Source organism: Pseudomonas sp. PSKL.D1, assembly GCF_028898945.1.
In the GTDB taxonomy this organism is placed as follows: Bacteria; Pseudomonadota; Gammaproteobacteria; order Pseudomonadales; family Pseudomonadaceae; genus Aquipseudomonas.
Genome location: NZ_CP118607.1, coordinates 1,185,888 through 1,204,235, shown reverse-complemented (window position 1 = coordinate 1,204,235; position 18,348 = coordinate 1,185,888). Strand labels below are relative to the sequence as shown.

The window sequence follows — 18,348 nt, the reverse complement described above, 5'->3', positions numbered from 1 at the left end:
TCAGCCCTGGCGCTGCATTTTCACGTAGAGCTGCTCGACCTTTTCCCGCGCCCAAGGCGTTTTGCGCAGAAACGTCAGGCTCGACTTGATGCTCGGGTTGCTCTTGAAGCAGCGCACATCCACGCGTTCAGCCAAGCCCTGCCATTGGTAGTGCGCCACCAGTTCGGTGAGGATCTGTTCGAGGGTCTTGCCGTGCAACGCGTTGTGTTGGGCCGTGCTCATGCTGTGCTCCGATTTAAAGATGCGCACCTTACACGAGTGTAGTGACCGCGCAAAAACCGCTGGCCAGTGGCGAATCGTCCGTGCTGAAATAGAGATGTTATATAGTAACAATATAAAGTCTCTGCCAAGGAACGTCATTTCACCATGCTGTCCTCTCCCTTGCGTCTCTCCCCCCTCGCCATCGCCCTTTGGCTCGCTTCATCCCTCAGCCATGCCGTGGAACTTGAACCTCAAGTCATTACCGCCAACCCGTTGGGCAACCGCCAGCTGGCAGCGCCGAGTACCGTGCTGGAAGGTGAAAACCTGCTGCAGCAGCAACACGGTAGCCTGGGCGAAACCCTTAACAAGCAGCCTGGCGTGGCTTCCACCTGGTTCGGCCCTGGCGCCAGCCGCCCGGTGATCAGGGGCCTCGACGGTGATCGCATCCGTATCTTGCGCAACGGTGTAGGTGCGCTGGACGCATCGTCGCTTTCCTACGACCATGCCGTGCCGCTGGACCCGGTAAACGTAGAGCGCGTCGAAATCGTCCGAGGCCCTGCCGCGCTGCTCTATGGTGGCAATGCTATTGGTGGCGTGGTCAACACCTTCGACAATCGCATTCCCGACGCCCCCATCGAAGGCATCCACGGCGCCGGTGAACTGCGCTACGGCGGTGCCGACACCACCCGCAGCAGCGCCGGCAAGCTTGAGGCGGGCGACGGCACATTCGCCCTGCACCTGGACGCCAACAGCCGGCAGTTCAATGACCTGCGCATCCCAGGCTACGCGCGCAGCAGCAAAGTGCGTGATGCCGACGAGCCAGGCAGCAAGCACCGCCTGGAAAACAGCGACGGTCGTCAGGACGGAGGAGCCATCGGCGGCTCCTACCATTGGGACCACGGCTATGCAGGCCTTTCCTACAGCAATTACGACAGCAACTACGGCTCGGTAGCAGAATCTGGCGTACGCCTGGACATGAAACAGGACCACTATGCCTTCGCCTCCGAACTGCGAGACCTGGAAGGCCCGTTCAGCTCAGTAAAGGTCGATGCTGGCTACACCGACTACGAGCACAGCGAGATCGAAAGCGGTGAGGTGCACACCACATTCAAGAACAAAGGCTACGAGGCGCGCATCGAAGCCCGTCATCAACCGCTTGGCCCAGTCGAAGGTGTAATCGGCGCGCAAGTCAGCCGCAACGAATTTTCGGCATTGGGTGAGGAAGCATTCGTACCCCACACCGACACCGACAGCCTGGCCCTGTTCATGCTTGAACAATGGCAAGCCACCGAACGCCTCAACCTGAGCCTGGGCGCGCGGCTGGAGCATACCCGCGTAGACCCCGACGCCAAAGGCAACGAAAACTTCATCGACGCCGACAGCGCCAGCAGCTTCAATGCCTTCAGCTTGTCGTCCGGCGCGGTCTACCAGCTTGACCCGATCTGGTCGCTGGCAGCCAACCTTGCCTACACCGAACGCGCTCCCACCTTCTACGAGCTGTATGCCAATGGCCCCCACGTAGCCACCGGAGCCTATGAAGTGGGCGATGCCAGCCTGAACAAGGAAAAGGCCATTTCCGCCGACTTGGCGCTGCGCTTCGACAACGGCACCCACAAGGGCAGCGTTGGCGTGTTCTACAGCCACTTCCGTAATTACATCGGCCTGATTGGCACAGGTAATGTGCGTGAAGGCCATGATCATGACCACGCAGAGGAAGAACATGATCACGATGACGAAGGCTTCCCCGAATACCAGTACCAAGGCGTACGCGCACGCTTCTATGGCATCGAAGCCCAGGACCGCTGGCAACTGCTGGAGAACCGCTTCGGCAGCTTCGCGCTGGAACTGTCGGGCGATTACACTCGCGCCAAGAACCTCGACAGCGGCGAGCCACTACCGCGCATTGCGCCACTGCGGCTGAACAGCGGCCTGGTCTGGGAACTGGACCGCTGGCAGGCGCGGGTCGATGTGCAGCATGCTGCATCACAACACCGCAAACCCGACAACGAAACCAGCACCGATGGCTATACCACGCTGGGCGCCAGCGTCGGCTATCGCTTCGATATCGGGCAAAGCGAGTGGCTGGCGTTTGTGCGTGGCGAGAACCTCACGGACCAGACAGTGCGCTATGCCAGTTCGATCCTGCGAGACATCGCGCCAGCACCGGGCCGCAGTGTCGAAGTTGGACTGCGCACGACGTTCTGACATCGTGGCCATTTCGCAGGTGCGCCGCGAGGGCGCGCCTGCGAATTACTGTTGCCGATTTAGCAACAATCCCCTGCGACAATTTGTCTTTTTTTCTGACGATTTCCTCTATATCCTCCCCGGCCCAAGCTGAAACGCTTCACCTCCAAACCGTGCCGCCATGATCTTGAGACGTCCGTTGTCGGGCGCGCTTCTCGTTGTTTTCGCAATCAGAAGATAGCGCTATCTCATGCCGCATCAACGCCTGTCTCACCCGGCGCCATGGTGGAAGAGGAAGGGGCTGGAGCACTAAGGCAATGGCCTGAAAGGCGGAATAACACGCTGGCTGCTACTACAGTAATGCCAATGCACACGATGTTCCAAGGCACGTGAACCGCCAGCCACCCGCCACCAGCGCCGCTGTCTTTGGCAACGAAAATTCAAAGCACTTACTGACCACTTTCAACCTGACGGAGAACCTACGATGAGCACTGACGGTGCCAAGAATGGAAGCCGCTGGCTACCGCGCACACTGGGCGTATTGCTGTTGCTGATGGGCCTTGCCCTGCTGGCGGGCGGCATAAAATTGAGCCAGGTGGGCGGCTCGCTGTACTACCTGATTGCCGGTATCGGCTTTGCATTGTCGGGCGTTCTACTGCTGGCACAGCGCCGCATCGCCCTTGGCCTTTACGGCCTGGTGCTGCTGGGCAGCACTGTATGGGCCCTGCTCGAAGTGGGCCTGGACTGGTGGCAACTGGTGCCACGCCTGGCCATCTGGTTTGCCATCGGCGTGGTCTTGCTGCTGCCTTGGGCGCGCCGCCCACTGACCGGGCCGGCAAACAAAGCCAACATCGCCTTGCTCAGTGTTGCCGTAGTGGCCTCCGGCGCCAGCGCACTGGGTAGCCAATTCACTCACCCCGGTGAAGTGTTCGGTGAACTCGGCCGTGACAACAGCGAAATGGGCAGCGCCGCACCCGCCATGCCTGATGGCGACTGGCAGGCCTATGGCCGTACCGAGCATGGCGACCGCTATTCCCCACTGCGCCAGATCACTCCGCAAAATGCCTATCGCCTGGAAGAAGCCTGGCGCATTCGCACCGGTGACCTGCCAACCGACAACGACCCGGTAGAACTCACCAACGAAAATACCCCGCTCAAAGCCAACGGCATGCTCTATGCCTGCACCGCCCACAGCAAGGTATTGGCCCTGGACCCGGACACCGGCGCCGAGATCTGGCGTTTCGACCCACAAATCAAAACCCCGGTGGGCACCTTCAAGGGCTTTGCCCACATGACCTGCCGCGGTGTCTCGTACTTTGACGAAAATGCCTACGTGAGCCGCGACGGCAGCCCCGCGCCGAAAATCTCCGATGCAGGCCAGGTTGTCGCCCAGGCTTGCCCACGCCGCCTCTATCTGCCGACCGCCGACGCGCGCCTGATCGCGATCAACGCCGACAACGGCAAGGTCTGCGAAGGCTTCGCCAATCAGGGCGCCATCGACCTGACCACCGGCATCGGCCCGTTCACCGCAGGCGGCTACTACTCCACCTCGCCGGTGGCCGTGACCCGCAGCCTGGTGATCATCGGTGGCCACGTCACCGACAACGAGTCGACCAACGAACCGTCCGGTGTGATTCGCGCCTACGATGTACACGACGGCCACCTTGTGTGGAACTGGGACAGCAACAACCCCGACGACACCAAGCCCCTGGCCCCCGGCAAAACCTACAGCCGCAATTCGGCCAACATGTGGTCGCTGGCCAGTGTCGATGAAGACCTGGGCATGGTGTACCTGCCTCTTGGCAACCAGACGCCCGACCAGTACGGCGCCAACCGTACCCCCGGCGCCGAAAAATACAGCGCCGGCGTGGTCGCGCTGGACCTCGCCACCGGCAAGGCCCGCTGGAACTACCAGTTCACCCACCACGACCTGTGGGACATGGACGTGGGCAGTCAACCCACCCTGGTGCACCTGAAAACCAAGGAAGGTGTGAAGCCCGCCATCATCGTACCGACCAAACAAGGCAGCCTGTACGTGCTCGACCGCCGCGACGGTACGCCGATCGTGCCGATCCGCGAGATCCCGGTGCCGCAGGGCGCCGTCGAGGGTGACCACACCGCGCCGACCCAAGCACGCTCCGACCTCAACCTGCTGGCTCCGGAACTGACCGAACAGGCCATGTGGGGCGCGACGCCGTTCGACCAGATGCTCTGCCGCATCCAATTCCGCGAACTGCGCTACGAAGGCCAGTACACCCCTCCGTCCGAACAAGGCACGTTGGTGTACCCGGGCAACGTCGGCGTGTTCAACTGGGGTGGCGTGTCCGTCGACCCGGTGCGCCAACTGCTTTTCACCTCGCCCAACTACATGGCGTTCGTGTCGAAGATGGTGCCGCGTGAGCAAGTGGCGGCTGGCAGCAAGCGCGAAAGCGAGACCAGTGGCGTGCAGCCCAATACCGGCGCCCCGTTTGCTGTGATCATGCACCCATTCATGTCGCCACTGGGCGTGCCGTGCCAGGCGCCTTCCTGGGGCTACGTGGCCGCCATCGACCTATTCACCAACAAAGTGGTGTGGAAGCGCAAGAACGGCACCACCCGCGACAGCACCCCGGTGCCGATCGGCCTGCCGGTTGGCGTGCCGAGCATGGGTGGCTCGATCGTCACAGCTGGCGGTGTCGGCTTCCTCAGCGGCACCCTGGACCAGTACCTGCGCGCCTATGACGTGAACAATGGCAAGGAGCTGTGGAAAGCCCGCCTGCCAGCAGGTGGCCAGGCAACGCCCATGACTTACACCGGCAAGGACGGCAAGCAGTACGTGTTGATCGTTGCTGGCGGCCATGGTTCGCTGGGCACAAAAATGGGCGATTACATCATCGCTTACAAATTGGCTGAGTAACCTTTTGCAGCGTTGGGTGGCACCGGCTTCGCCGGTTCGCCGCTAAAGCCGCTCCTACAGAAATAGCGCCGATTTCGGGATTGGCGCCGTAGTTTGTAGGAGCGGCTTCAGCCGCGAACCGGCGAAGCCGGTGCCATCCAACACCGCCCGGCAAAGATGAAACCCCACCCCACGCCCATCGTCTACCATTGAAACCCATCCCCCCCGCCCCATCTAAGCACCATAGTCATTCACGCAGGTGCCCCATGAGCGACCAGCAGGATTTCCCGGAACAACCCGACGAACACAGCGAAGTCGAACACCTCGATCCCAAGACCGAACCTGGCCACGCCCTGGCCCTGCCCGGCCAGCAGCTGCCGGACAAGGTCTACGTGATCCCGATTCACAACCGCCCATTCTTCCCCGCGCAAGTGCTGCCAGTCATCGTCAACGAAGAACCCTGGGCCGAGACTCTCGACCTGGTGGCAAAAACCCCGGATCACGCCCTGGCGCTGTTTTTCATGGACACGCCACCAGAAGACCACCGCCACTTCGACACCTCGGCCCTGCCGCAATATGGCACGCTGGTCAAGGTACACCACGCCAGCAGGGAAAACGGCAAGCTGCAGTTCGTCGCCCAGGGCCTGTCTCGCGTGCGCATCCGCACCTGGCTCAAACATCATCGTCCGCCGTATCTGGTCGAGGTCGAGTACCCGCGACAACCGGCTGAACCCACCGACGAGGTGAAGGCATATGGCATGGCCCTGATCAACGCGATCAAGGAACTGCTGCCCCTTAACCCACTGTACAGCGAAGAGCTGAAGAACTACCTCAACCGCTTCAGTCCCAACGACCCCTCGCCACTCACCGACTTTGCCGCAGCACTGACTTCCGCCACCGGTAACCAGCTGCAGGAAGTACTCGACTGTGTGCCCATGCTCAAACGCATGGAAAAAGTCCTGCCCATGCTGCGCAAGGAAGTTGAAGTCGCGCGGTTGCAAAATGAGATTTCTGCAGAGGTGAATCGCCAGATTGGCGAACACCAGCGGGAGTTTTTCCTCAAGGAACAGCTCAAGGTCATCCAGCAAGAGCTTGGCCTGACCAAGGACGACCGCAGTGCCGACCTTGAACAGTTCGTGCAGCGCCTGGAGGGCAAAACCCTGCCCCCTCAGGCCCAAAAGCGTATTGATGAAGAAATGGGCAAGCTGGCCATCCTTGAGACAGGCTCGCCCGAGTACGCCGTTACCCGCAACTACCTGGAGTGGGCAACCGCCCTGCCGTGGGGCGTCTACGGCAAGGACAAGCTCGACTTGCAGCATGCACGCAAGGTGTTGGATCAGCACCATGCAGGCCTCGACGACATCAAGGAGCGCATTCTTGAGTTCCTTGCCGTAGGTGCCTGGAAAGGCGAAATCAGCGGCTCGATCGTACTGCTTGTGGGCCCACCTGGCGTGGGCAAGACCAGTATTGGCAAATCCATCGCCGAATCCCTGGGCCGGCCGTTCTACCGCTTCAGCGTCGGCGGTATGCGCGATGAAGCCGAGATCAAGGGCCACCGCCGCACCTACATCGGCGCCCAGCCGGGCAAGCTGGTGCAGGCGCTCAAGGACGTCGAGGTGATGAACCCGGTCATCATGCTCGACGAGATCGACAAAATGGGCCAGAGCTACCAGGGCGACCCGGCGTCGGCGCTGCTGGAAACCCTGGATCCAGAGCAGAACGTCGACTTTCTCGATCACTACCTCGACCTGCGCCTGGACCTGTCCAAAGTACTGTTCGTGTGCACCGCCAATACCCTGGACTCGATCCCCGGCCCGTTGCTCGACCGCATGGAGGTGATTCGCCTGTCGGGCTACATCACCGAAGAAAAGCTCGCCATCGCCAAACGCCACCTATGGCCCAAACAATTGGACAAGGCCGGGGTGGCCAAGGCCAGCCTGAGCATCAGCGACAGCGCCCTGCGCATGGTCATCGAGGGTTACGCCCGCGAAGCCGGCGTACGCCAGCTTGAAAAACTGCTGGGCAAACTGGTGCGTAAAGCCGTGGTCAAGCTGCTGGATAACCCGGATGCCAAACTCAAGATCGGCACCAAAGACCTGGAGCCGGCACTTGGCATGCCAGTGTTCCGCAGCGAGCAGGTACTAGCTGGCAAGGGCGTTATCACCGGCCTGGCCTGGACCAGCATGGGGGGGGCGACCCTGCCGATCGAGGCAACCCGCATCCATACGCTGAACCGCGGTTTCAAGCTTACCGGCAAGCTTGGGGATGTGATGAAAGAGTCCGCAGAAATTGCCTACAGCTACGTGAGCTCCAACCTCAAACAGTTTGGTGGCGACCCGGGCTTCTTCAACGAAGCATTCATCCACCTGCATGTGCCTGAAGGCGCTACCCCCAAAGACGGCCCGAGTGCGGGTATCACCATGGCCAGTGCGCTATTGTCCCTCGCACGCGACCAGGCACCCAAGAAAGGCGTGGCCATGACTGGCGAGCTGACCCTCACCGGCCAAGTACTGCCCATTGGTGGGGTACGCGAAAAGGTGATTGCCGCGCGCCGGCAGAAGATCTTCGAACTGATCTTGCCCGAACCTAACCGCGGAGACTTTGAAGAGTTGCCGGATTACCTGCGTGACGGGCTGACTGTGCATTTTGCCAAGCGCTTTGCCGACGTGGCTAAAGTGCTGTTTTGACTTGTACCTGCCCTTTCGCGGAGTAAGTCGGATCAACGCACCGACTTACTCCTCTGCGAAAAGGGCCATCAAGCCCAGCACAAAAAACCAGATGCTTCGGTTATCCTCAGGCCACCGCCAGTCTCCGGAGCCACCATGACCAGCCCTCGCCTGCTTGTACCCCTGAGCCTCGCTTTGCTCACCGCCTGCGCCCAATATCCACAGCAACCGGTCGAACTGGACGCCGAAAGCGAGTGCCCCCAGCGCTTGCAGGTTGGGCAGGTACTTACGCTTTCCTTGCCGAGCAACCCATCCACCGGTTACCGCTGGCTGCTGCAAAACCCTGCGTCACAGATAATGCGTAACCTCGGCCCAGAGGTATACAGCGCTCCGGAAGACGCCGGCATCGTTGGCAGCGCGGGTGTTTCTACCTGGCGCTTCGAGGCCCGCGCCGCCGGCGAAGGGCATTTGGTGCTGGTTTATCAGCAGCCCTGGGCACCAGAAGTTAAGCCAGTGCAAACATTTGACTGCGAGATCAAGGTGAGATAGCTGAACTTGCGCCTTTCTCAAAATGGCGCCGCAAGGCCAGGAGGTAGTCGCGTGCATTGGTCAACGCGATCTGGAGCGATTCACATTCCTTGGTCTTACTCAGCGCCTGCTCATGGGCCTGCCAACTGCCAGCAAATTTTTCTGCCTGTACCACCCACGGTTTGCGCTTTTCAAGAAACTCATTCGCATTGTCAAACTGGGTGAGCGCCTCCTCCGCCTGCCCAAGTTTTAGCTCAAGCTCCCGCTGTGTCTTGGCACTCTCGTCCCTGGCTTTGCACAGCGTCCGCCTGGCCTTGAGAACATCAGCAAATTCACGCCCTTGTGCCAATACTTCCATATTTTTATTGAGATTGTGCAGAGCAGCCTTGACCAATTCCGGGCTCACCGTAGGGTCTTTGAATGTGGCAAGCGCCACATCAATATCACTCTCCTTTGGAATCGCGTTGCTCAGCGCTTTATGCACAGAAGGCCGATCCAGTGTCTTTAAAATTTCATCCAGGCCCTTTAGATCCTGCTCTTTTTTTATCACCTGTTCCTGAACTCTTGCCATGGATTCGCGGCGCGTCGCAACCAACTCCTCTTGCTGGTTTTTTAACGTCTGAATACTGGGTGCTCGGTAGCCTGCAACCTTTTCCATCGCGGCCACAACTTGAGAAACCTCTGTTTGAACTGCATAACGCAGCGCAACCAGATCATCTTCATGAACGCTCGACCCCGGGCTATCAAGCTCATTATCCAACATCACAAGTGCCAACACCGTCTTCTCTCGTAGTGTGTTGTTAGCAACAACAATGTAACTCACAAGATCCAGCAGCTGCTCACGCACGGCAGGCAGCATATTTGCCGTACCACCGTAGTAGATAGCACGCATTTCTGTTTCCACCTGATACATCACTTCAAGCTCGGGCAATACGTGTTTACCGTCAACCATAACTCCCCCTCGTCACATGACCTCATTGAACAGCTTCGATATGTTTTTAGTAACACCCTGGATCTTTTCCCACGGCTTTATGACAAGTTCGAAATTCCGTACGAAGCGCTTTAAAGCAAGCTGGGTTGTAACCCGCCCTGCCTTAGCCAATGATGTAGTCATGTAGCTTTCCAGCAGCACCCATACATCCTCGAGGTTCTTGACAGCCGTGCCGACATCCACCAAGCGGAATTTTATATCCTCTACATCTGCTCGTATGAAATCGAAATCTCCACCCCCCACGATTAACAGGTTTTTGGATTTAGCCAATTCTTCCCGCTCGGCTATCTTTTCGTTCTTCTGGGCTCTCACTGTCTCGGCCTGCGCCCCGTAGATACCCCCAGTCACCAGCAGCCCGATGGGGCCAAAAACCAAACCCGCAAAGGATGTCCCAACAAGAGAATTATATTCATCAAGGAGTTGTTTTATTTCAACATCCAGCGTTCCAATCTTTTCTTCCAAATCAGCCAGCATTCCGGAGTTATCATTCTGCGCAATGGCCAGCGACAAACTCGTTGCGGTAGGCTCCAAGACATTAAAGATATCATTACCAAACACATCGATAATCTTCTTAAGTGTACGAATACCTTCCAGCTTATCTTTTATATTATCTGAAAGACCACCCAGATAATTTTCCACGCTTTCCTTGAATAGCGCCTCTTCGTCAGCAGGCAAATCCTGATCTTTGGACGGCTCGGTGGAGCCCCCTACACCCCAACTTTCCATGCCTTTTATTTCATCAATAAATGCTCCGCCCTCAGCGAGCAAATCCTCGGCGAATACCTGTAGGTCAGCCCCCGTTGTTTTGCACAAATTTTCAATGCCGTCCCACATACCCGCATGGGAGCGCAAATTATTGTAAAAGCCGTTCACATCAACGGCCTGAATCCCCATGGAGGGAAACACTACATTATTTGAAACTTCTTCCTCTTGAGGCAGCTGACGTATTTTTTTTACATACCGCCTGATCGAAACCAGGTTCTCCTTGCTAAAAATGAATGCCGGCTCATTTTCCTTGAATCTGAAAATTTGATCCGGCACCAGCAAAACCTGCTCTTCCTCCGTCAGTTTGGTATATGGCTTGTGTTCCGGCATCACGCCTTCAGCAGCCTCAATCAATATCGAACTTTCGATAACATCATCACCCATGAAGATCTCCAAAATATTCAAGCCAATACGATCGGCCCAAGCCATTCGTGGATGAATATTAATATTCAGACCGTATTGCAGAGATCAGGCGATCAATAATTACTTGACAGAAAGTTCGCCTTGCAATGACAGATTCATGAGTAGTGGAACCGCGCTCCCTCCCCGTGTGCTCTGGTCCGATAAATAGGCAGCCAGGGAGTCTTTTGGATAGAATGACGGCCTTCGACAGTGTCTGCTGAGCCTCCTGTGACCCAATCCCCTGACCGCCTTTTCTCTCAACCCCTGGAGCAAGTGCCCGACTTCGCCTTCAACGAAGACGTGGTGCGCGTGTTCCCGGACATGATCAAGCGCTCGGTGCCGGGTTACCCCACCATCGTGGAAAATCTGGGCGTGCTCGCAGCCCGCTTTGCCCAGCCGCATACAGCACTGTACGACCTGGGCGCCTCGCTCGGTGCAGTGACGCAGTCGCTGCGCCGCCATGTGCGCAGCGACGGTTGCCGGGTCATCGCTGTAGACAACTCCGCGGCGATGGTCGAACGCTGCCGCCAGTACCTGACCGCACAGGATTCGATGTTCCAGGAACTGCTGCCCGTGCAAGTGCTGGAGGCCGATATTCTTGCCCTGCCCCTTGAGCCAGCCTCGGTAGTGGCGATGAACTTCACCCTGCAGTTCATCGCACCTGACCAGCGCCAGGCGTTGCTCGCCCGTATCCATCAAGCCTTGCTACCGGGCGGCGCGCTGATCCTCTCGGAAAAACTGCGCTTTGCCGATGACGATCAGCAAGCCCTGCTCAACGAGCTGCACCTGGACTTCAAACGCGCCAATGGCTACAGCGAACTGGAAATCGCCCAGAAGCGCAGTGCCATAGAAAACGTCATGAAACCGGACACCCTCGAAGCCCACACCGAACGTCTGCACGCCGCGGGCTTCTCCAAGGTGGTGCCGTGGTTCCAATGCCTTAATTTCGCCTCGCTGATAGCCCTGCCATGATCGATTTGTCCCCCCTCACCCGCCGCCTGGCGGGCACGCCGCTGGCTTCCTGGTCGCAAGGCCTGCAAGCGCAACTGGATGCCAAACTGGAAAAAGGCCATGGCGACCTGGATCGCTGGCGCGGTGCACTGGACGCACTGCCGGCCCTGCAGCCGACCGAAATCGACCTCAAAGAAGGCCTACGCCTTGATTGCGACTGCGACGACGCCACGCGCGCGCAAGTACGCCAGGCGCTGATGGGGCTTTCGCCGTGGCGCAAAGGGCCATTCGACCTGTTTGGCGTACACGTGGACACCGAATGGCGCTCGGACTGGAAGTGGTCACGCGTCGGTCCGCACCTGGACCTCAAGGGCAAGCGAGTGCTGGATGTGGGTTGCGGCAACGGCTATTACCAGTGGCGCATGCTTGGGGCCGGGGCCGACATGGTCATCGGCGTAGACCCCAACTGGCTGTTCTTCTGCCAGTTCCAGGCAGTGCAACAATACCTGCCCGACCTGCCTGCCTGGCACCTGCCGTTCGCGCTGGAAGACTTGCCGGCCAACCTGGAAGGGTTCGATACCGTCTTCTCCATGGGCGTGTTCTACCATCGCCGCTCGCCGATCGAGCACCTGCTGGCGCTCAAAGACTGCCTGGTGAAAGGTGGCGAACTGGTATTGGAGACATTGGTTATCGAAGGTGACGAGCAGCATGTGCTGGTGCCAGAAGACCGTTATGCGCAAATGCGTAATGTTTGGTACCTGCCTTCGGTCCCGGCGCTGGAGCGCTGGCTGCGCCGGGCCGGCTTCAGTGATGTGCGCTGTGTGGACGTCAGCGTGACCAGCGTCGAGGAGCAGCGCAGTACAGAGTGGATGCGCTACCAGTCGCTGGGCGATTTCCTCGACCCGAACGACCACAGCAAAACCGTCGAGGGCCTGCCCGCGCCACGCCGCGCCACGCTGCTGGCTCGCAAGTAAAAAAGGCGCCCCTCGGGGCGCCGAAGTCACACTTGCGTTGAGGAGCTGTCGCAACGCAAGGGCTGCTGCCTTAATCCTTGGCCACCTCGCGGGCAACTTCCTGCACTTTGCGCTCGCGCTCTGCGATCGCTTGCTGCTTGTCACCATGCAGGCGCTGCTGGTCCTGGCGGAAAGCCTCCCAAAACTGCTGCGCGCGCTCGGCCCCGCCTTCGGCATAGGCGCCGGCACTGCTCAAGGCCAAGGTGGCCAGCAGCAGGTAGTTGCTCAGTTTCATCGTGTTTGCCTCGTGATAACCGATCTGACAGGGCCATCGTATCGAGGGTCAGCTAACACGAAGGTGAGGTGGGCATTACAGTCTTGCAATGTGCCGCAAACGCCGAAACAGCCGGCCACATAACGTCAACATTACAATTCCGTTATCTACCCAACCCAAGCACTCTCATGCCGTAACATCCCGCCCGTTGACCCTGATCCCACTTCAGGGTCAACAATCGCCCTCCCTATCACCTCACGAGCCTGTTATGCGCCTGCTGATCATCGAAGACGAACTGCGCACCGCCGATTACCTGCAACAAGGCCTGCGCGAAAACGGCTACGTGGTGGACTGCGCCCACACCGGCACCGATGGCCTGCACCTGGCCCGCCAACAGCCTTACGACTTGATCATTCTCGACGTCAACCTCCCGGAGCTTGATGGCTGGACAGTCCTGCAGCGGCTGCGCAGCGACTCGGCTACCCGCATCATGATGCTCACCGCCCACGGCCGCCTGGCAGACCGGGTCAAGGGGCTGGACCTGGGGGCAGACGATTACCTGCTCAAGCCCTTCGAGTTTCCTGAACTGTTGGCGCGTATTCGCACCCTGCTGCGGCGTAACGATCAACAATTGCAGCCCAGCACCCTGCGCGTTGCCGACCTTGAACTGGACCCTGGCCGCCACCGGGCCTACCGCGCCGGGCAACGGATCGATCTCACAGCCAAGGAGTTCGCGCTGCTGCATCTACTGATGCGCCAGAGCGGCGAAGTGCTTTCGCGTACCCAGATCATCTCGCTGGTGTGGGACATGAATTTCGACTGCGACACCAATGTGGTCGAAGTGTCGATTCGCCGCCTCAGGGCAAAAATTGACGACCCGTTCGTAGACAAACTGATCCACACCCTGCGTGGGGTTGGCTATGTGCTGGAGGCACGCCCTTGAAACAGGCCAGCCTGTCTCTGCGCCTGGGCCTGGGTGTAACCCTGATGGGCGCAGCACTGGTGTTGCTGTTGGCCTGCCTGGCCGTGTTCGCGCTCGATCACGAGCTTGATAGCCGCGCCCGCAAGGACCTCGCGCGCAAGATGCTGCAGGTGGAGCACAACCTTCGGGTAGACCTGCGCAGCGAAGACCTCGGCACCCGCGCCCACCCGCTGCTCGACCTGGTCATGGGCCATGACAACCTCAGCCTCAGCGTGCTGGCACTGGATGGGCGGCACCCTCACCTTCTGAGCCTCGGCCCGGCACTGGAGTCACGTGTGGGCGAGTTTCCTGCCGAAATACGGCTGACTTACCATGAGTGGCGCGACAGCACAGGCAACCAGATACTGACTGTGACGAGGGTGATGCGTCTGCGCGATGACACGCCGGTGCGGGTGGCGATGTCGCTTAACCGCGCGGATGACAACGATTTACTCCAGGCTTACCTGCATTCGACCCTGCTGGCCTTGCCGTTGCTGCTGATATTGATCGGTGCGGGAGCCTGGTGGCTGATGCAGCGTGGCCTTAAACCGCTGCGCCACTTTCGGCGTATTGCCGGGCGCGTTTCAGCCCAGGATTTGCAGCACCGCTTACCCGCCACCGGGCTGCCGTTGGAGCTGGCCGAGTTGGCGGGCAGCATCAATGTCATGCTCGACCGGCTGGACCAAGGAGTGCAGCAGCTGTCGCAATTTTCCGACGACCTCGCCCACGAGCTTCGCACACCGTTGAGCAACTTGATGGGCAAGGCACAGGTCACCCTTGCCCGCGAGCGCGACAGTGAAAACTACAGGGAAGTATTGGAAGACAGCATCGAAGAACTTACCCGGCTCAACCGCATCATCAATGACATGCTGTTTCTCGCCCAGGTCAGCCAGCCGCAGGTGCAAGTTGGGTTCAAGCCGCTGGCGCTGGCCGACGAGGCCGGGCAGGTGCTGGAGCTGTTTGGCTTTAGCGCCGAACTGAAGGCCATCGAATTGCGCATACAAGGCTGGGGAACAGCGCTGGCAGATCGCTTGATGTTTCAGCGGGCGCTGTCGAACCTGCTGAGTAATGCCATTCGCCATGGGCCGCAGGGAATGCCGGTGCAGTTGGGCGTCGAACGCCGCGGCAGCGAGGCGCTGATGTGGGTGGAAAATCAGGGGCCAGGAATTGCCGAGGAACATTGGCCGCAATTGTTCGAGCGCTTCTACCGGGTGGGGTCCGGGCGTTCGCGGCTGGAAGGCGGGACCGGATTAGGGCTGGCGATCGTCAAGTCAATCATGCAGTTGCATGGGGGGAGGGTCGAGGTGAGCAGCAGCCCTTCAGGGCCGACCCGGTTCACCTTGGTATTTCGAGCAGAGTGAAGAGGCTGCCTGTACCCGCGAAAGGGCCGGTACAGGCAATCGAACAATCAGCGCGAAGCTGCCACGATCAGCGCCTTCATCTCCGCCACCGCCGCCTTGAAGCCGACGAACAAGGCGTGGGCCACCAACGCATGGCCAATGTTCAGCTCGTTGATGCCCTTGATCGCCGCCACTGCCTCGACGTTGTGATAGTGCAGGCCATGGCCAGCATTGACGATCAGGCCTTGGCCAACGCCAAATGCGACACCGTCAACGATGCGCTTGAGTTCTTCAGCCACCTCGGTCGGGGTTTCGGCATCGGCATAACGGCCAGTGTGCAGTTCGATGGCGGGCGCACCCACGCGGCGCGAAGCTTCGATCTGCCGCTCATCGGCATCGATGAACAGCGATACTTCGGCACCGGTACGTGCCAGACGCTCGACTGCCGCCTTGATACGCGCTTCCTGGCCAGCCACGTCCAGGCCACCTTCAGTGGTCAGTTCCTGGCGGGTTTCAGGCACCAGGCAGATATGCGCCGGGCGGATTTTCTCGGCAAAGGCCATCATCTCTTCAGTGACGCCCATTTCGAAGTTCATGCGGGTTTGCAGCACATCCTTGAGCAGCAGTACATCGCGTTCCTGGATATGACGGCGGTCTTCACGCAGGTGCACGGTGATGCCGTCGGCACCCGCTTCCTCTGCGTCCAGCGCGGCTTTGACCGGGTCCGGATAGCGTGTACCCCGAGCCTGACGCAGAGTCGCCACGTGGTCGATGTTGACGCCGAGAAGCATGCGGTTGCTGTGAGTCACGAAAGGCTCTCCTGAAGATTTAGCCCCACAGCATACGTCGTGATCAACGCTTGCGAAACAGTTCCCGGCTGACCAAGGGTTTTGTCCCCAAATGTACCGCCAATGCCTGACGCATCAGGCGCTTGGCTGCCAACAACGCCCCGGGCGCTTCCCAGTCGGCCTGGGCCAGTGCCAGCAGCTCGGTGCCGTTGAAAAGGCCGGGTTGGGCCAGGTATACGCGCTCGAGGCCCGCATCGACCCGCAGGCGGTACAGGCCGTCGGCTTCGACCGGATAGTCGTTGACGTCATGGTCGAGCGAAAAGGTGTAGCCCAGGTCTTCCAGCAACCGCCACTCGAACGAGCGCAGCAAAGGCTCAAGTGGTCGTCCGCCAGCCAGCGCCTGCAGGGTCAGGGCGTAATGCTCGAACAGCTCGGGCTGCGGTGCCTCGGCGGGCAGCAGGCGCATCAGCAATTCGTTGAGGTAGAGGCCACTGAACAGCGCGTCGCCATGCAGCCAGGCGGCGATGCCGACGGTGTCCAGGCGCCTGACGTTTTTAAGTTCACCCTTGCCGAACAGTTCCACTTCCAGCGGCGCAAATGGCCGCACCAGGCTGCCACCCTTACCGCGCGCACGGCGCAGCACCGCCCGCAGGCGGCCCTGGGGCGTGAACAAGTCCACCAGCGCGCTGGTCTCCTTGTAGGGGCGGCTGTGCAGGACGTAGGCCGGCAGGGGGGAGGGTTGATCCATATGAGATCTCTATGCTTCACAAACAACTGTGGGAGCGGGTTTACCCGCGAATGCGGCGGTAAATCCACCATCGCATTCGCGGGTAAACCCGCTCCCACAGGATAAGCCGATTGCTCGGGGCTTACAGGTCGCCGTAACCCAGCGAACGCAGGGCGCGCTCGTCGTCGGACCAGCCGCCTTTCACTTTCACCCAAAGGTTGAGCATCACTTTGGCATCAAACAGCACTTCCATGTCCTTGCGCGCTTCGGAGCCGATGCGCTTGATACGCTCGCCCTTGTCACCAATGATGATCTTCTTCTGGCCGTCACGCTCAACCAGGATCAGCGCATGGATGTGCAACACATGGCCTTGCTGCTTGAACTCTTCGATTTCGACGGTGATCTGGTACGGCAGCTCCGCACCCAACTGGCGCATGATCTTCTCGCGTACCAGTTCGGCTGCCAGGAAGCGGCTGCTGCGGTCGGTGATCTGGTCTTCCGGGAAGAAGTGATCATTCTCCGGCAGGTGCTTGGCGATCTGGGCTTCCAGCGCCTCGAGGTTGTGCCCCTGCTGCGCCGAAATCGGCATCACTTCAGCGTTTGGCAATTGTTCCTGCAACCACTGCAGATGTGGGATCAGCTCAGCCTTCTCTTCCATGCGGTCGGTCTTGTTGACCGCGATGATCAGCGGGCCGGTCACATACTGCACGCGCTCCAGCACCAGTTGGTCCTCATCGGTCCAGCGGGTACGGTCGACCACGAAAATGACCACGTCGACGTCTTTGAGCGCAGCCGACGCGTTACGGTTCATGTAACGGTTCAGCGCCTTGTCGTTGGCCTTGTGCATGCCGGGCGTATCGACGTAGATCGCCTGCACATCACCCTCGGTCTTGATGCCGAGCATGTTGTGGCGGGTGGTTTGCGGCTTGCGCGAAGTGATCGCAAGCTTTTGACCCAGAATGTGGTTCAGCAGGGTCGACTTGCCCACGTTGGGGCGGCCGACGATGGCCACATAGCCGCAACGGGTCGGGTTGATATCAGTCATTGCCATTCTCCACGCCCAGGGCGATCAATGCAGCGGCGGCAGCGACTTGCTCGGCAATACGCCGGCTCACGCCCTGGCCACGGCTCTTGTTGTTCAGCAGCACCACTTCACATTCGACGAAGAAGGTACGGCAGTGCGGTTCGCCCTGGATATCCACCACCTCGTAACGTGGCAGCTCGCAGCTACGCGACTGCAGAAACTCCTGCAGGCGGGTTTTCGGGTCTTTATTGGTGTCGACCAAGGTCAGGCTGTCGAATTCATCGGTCAGCCAGGCCAGGATGCGCTCGCGCGCGGTTTCCATGTCGGCATCCAGGTAGATGGCACCGATCAGGGCTTCCAGCGCATCGGCCAGGATCGACTCGCGGCGAAAGCCGCCGCTCTTGAGTTCGCCAGAACCCAGGCGCAGGTACTCGCCCAAGTCAAAGCCACGGGCCAGACGGGCCAGGGTTTCCCCTTTTACCAAACGGGCGCGCAGGCGCGACAGCTGGCCTTCGCGGGCCTGCGGAAAACGCTCGAACAGCGCCTCTGCGGCCACGAAATTGAGAATGGAGTCACCCAGAAACTCCAGGCGCTCGTTGTTGCGCCCGGCATAGCTGCGGTGGGTCAGGGCCAGCAGCATCTGGTCCTGATCCTTGAAGGTGTAGCCGAGCTTGCGCTCGAGGCGGGCAAGGGAAGCACTCATGCAGCCACCCGTGGT

16 protein-coding genes are annotated in these 18,348 nt (G+C 59.7%); 8 read left to right on the top strand and 8 right to left on the bottom strand.

Features of this window, described 5'->3' with window-relative positions; translation table 11 throughout:
* The gene (locus PVV54_RS05305) at positions 1-222 is read right to left on the bottom strand and encodes a VF530 family protein (protein WP_274908935.1); all 222 of its coding nucleotides are present in this window, start codon (positions 220-222) and stop codon (positions 1-3) included.
* A 144-nt stretch (positions 223-366) separates the two neighbouring features.
* On the opposite strand from PVV54_RS05305, the gene PVV54_RS05300 reads away from it, so the two are divergent.
* The 4 genes from PVV54_RS05300 (at position 367) to PVV54_RS05285 (ending at position 8,475) form a co-directional block, all read left to right on the top strand.
* The gene (locus PVV54_RS05300; protein ID WP_274908934.1) at positions 367-2,406 is read left to right on the top strand and encodes a TonB-dependent receptor; all 2,040 of its coding nucleotides are present in this window, start codon (positions 367-369) and stop codon (positions 2,404-2,406) included.
* Positions 2,407-2,869: 463 nt separating this feature from the next.
* Entirely contained in the window at positions 2,870-5,281 is a 2,412-nt protein-coding gene (locus PVV54_RS05295; protein WP_274908933.1) for a glucose/quinate/shikimate family membrane-bound PQQ-dependent dehydrogenase, read from the top strand.
* Between the two features lie 245 nt (positions 5,282-5,526).
* Positions 5,527-7,947, top strand: coding sequence for an endopeptidase La (lon, locus tag PVV54_RS05290; RefSeq protein WP_274908932.1), 2,421 nt, complete (start codon positions 5,527-5,529; stop codon positions 7,945-7,947).
* Between the two features lie 135 nt (positions 7,948-8,082).
* Positions 8,083-8,475, top strand: a complete 393-nt coding sequence (locus tag PVV54_RS05285; protein ID WP_274908931.1) for a protease inhibitor I42 family protein — start codon at positions 8,083-8,085, stop codon at positions 8,473-8,475.
* Here PVV54_RS05285 and PVV54_RS05280 read toward each other — a convergent pair.
* Together PVV54_RS05280 and PVV54_RS05275 are read right to left on the bottom strand one after the other, a co-directional pair.
* A complete protein-coding gene (locus tag PVV54_RS05280; protein ID WP_274908930.1) occupies positions 8,462-9,406 on the bottom strand; it encodes an alpha-xenorhabdolysin family binary toxin subunit B in 945 nt (314 codons plus the stop codon). The genes PVV54_RS05285 and PVV54_RS05280 overlap by 14 nt on opposite strands.
* Positions 9,407-9,418: 12 nt before the next feature.
* Complete coding sequence (locus PVV54_RS05275; RefSeq protein WP_274908929.1) at positions 9,419-10,594, bottom strand: alpha-xenorhabdolysin family binary toxin subunit A; 1,176 nt, start codon at positions 10,592-10,594, stop codon at positions 9,419-9,421.
* Between the two features lie 246 nt (positions 10,595-10,840).
* Between PVV54_RS05275 and cmoA the strand changes: the two genes are divergently transcribed.
* Both cmoA and cmoB read left to right on the top strand, forming a co-directional pair.
* Positions 10,841-11,584, top strand: a complete 744-nt coding sequence (gene cmoA / locus PVV54_RS05270; protein ID WP_274908928.1) for a carboxy-S-adenosyl-L-methionine synthase CmoA — start codon at positions 10,841-10,843, stop codon at positions 11,582-11,584.
* Positions 11,581-12,537, top strand: a complete 957-nt coding sequence (cmoB, locus tag PVV54_RS05265; RefSeq protein ID WP_274908927.1) for a tRNA 5-methoxyuridine(34)/uridine 5-oxyacetic acid(34) synthase CmoB — start codon at positions 11,581-11,583, stop codon at positions 12,535-12,537. The genes cmoA and cmoB overlap by 4 nt, the downstream gene beginning before the upstream one ends.
* 70 nt (positions 12,538-12,607) lie before the next feature.
* Here the strand turns inward: cmoB and PVV54_RS05260 are convergent, their stop codons facing one another.
* Complete coding sequence (locus PVV54_RS05260) at positions 12,608-12,811, bottom strand: hypothetical protein (protein ID WP_274908926.1); 204 nt, start codon at positions 12,809-12,811, stop codon at positions 12,608-12,610.
* Positions 12,812-13,058: 247 nt separating this feature from the next.
* Here PVV54_RS05260 and PVV54_RS05255 point away from each other — a divergent pair, with 247 nt between their 5' ends.
* Positions 13,059-13,733 (top strand): heavy metal response regulator transcription factor, encoded by a 675-nt coding sequence (locus tag PVV54_RS05255; protein ID WP_274908925.1) that lies wholly within the window; start codon positions 13,059-13,061, stop codon positions 13,731-13,733.
* Complete coding sequence (locus tag PVV54_RS05250; RefSeq protein WP_274908924.1) at positions 13,730-15,112, top strand: heavy metal sensor histidine kinase; 1,383 nt, start codon at positions 13,730-13,732, stop codon at positions 15,110-15,112. The genes PVV54_RS05255 and PVV54_RS05250 overlap by 4 nt, the downstream gene beginning before the upstream one ends.
* 47 nt (positions 15,113-15,159) lie before the next feature.
* Here the strand turns inward: PVV54_RS05250 and pdxJ are convergent, their stop codons facing one another.
* The 4 genes from pdxJ to rnc form a co-directional block, all read right to left on the bottom strand.
* The gene (gene pdxJ, locus PVV54_RS05245; protein WP_218115272.1) at positions 15,160-15,882 is read right to left on the bottom strand and encodes a pyridoxine 5'-phosphate synthase; all 723 of its coding nucleotides are present in this window, start codon (positions 15,880-15,882) and stop codon (positions 15,160-15,162) included.
* A 61-nt stretch (positions 15,883-15,943) separates the two neighbouring features.
* On the bottom strand, positions 15,944-16,627 hold the full coding sequence (recO, locus tag PVV54_RS05240) for a DNA repair protein RecO (protein WP_274908923.1): 684 nt from the start codon (positions 16,625-16,627) through the stop codon (positions 15,944-15,946).
* 121 nt (positions 16,628-16,748) lie between these two features.
* A complete protein-coding gene (era, locus tag PVV54_RS05235; protein WP_274908922.1) occupies positions 16,749-17,651 on the bottom strand; it encodes a GTPase Era in 903 nt (300 codons plus the stop codon).
* Complete coding sequence (gene rnc, locus PVV54_RS05230; RefSeq protein ID WP_274908921.1) at positions 17,644-18,333, bottom strand: ribonuclease III; 690 nt, start codon at positions 18,331-18,333, stop codon at positions 17,644-17,646. Before rnc ends, era begins: the two co-directional genes overlap by 8 nt.
* Between the last annotated feature and the right edge of the window lie 15 nt (positions 18,334-18,348).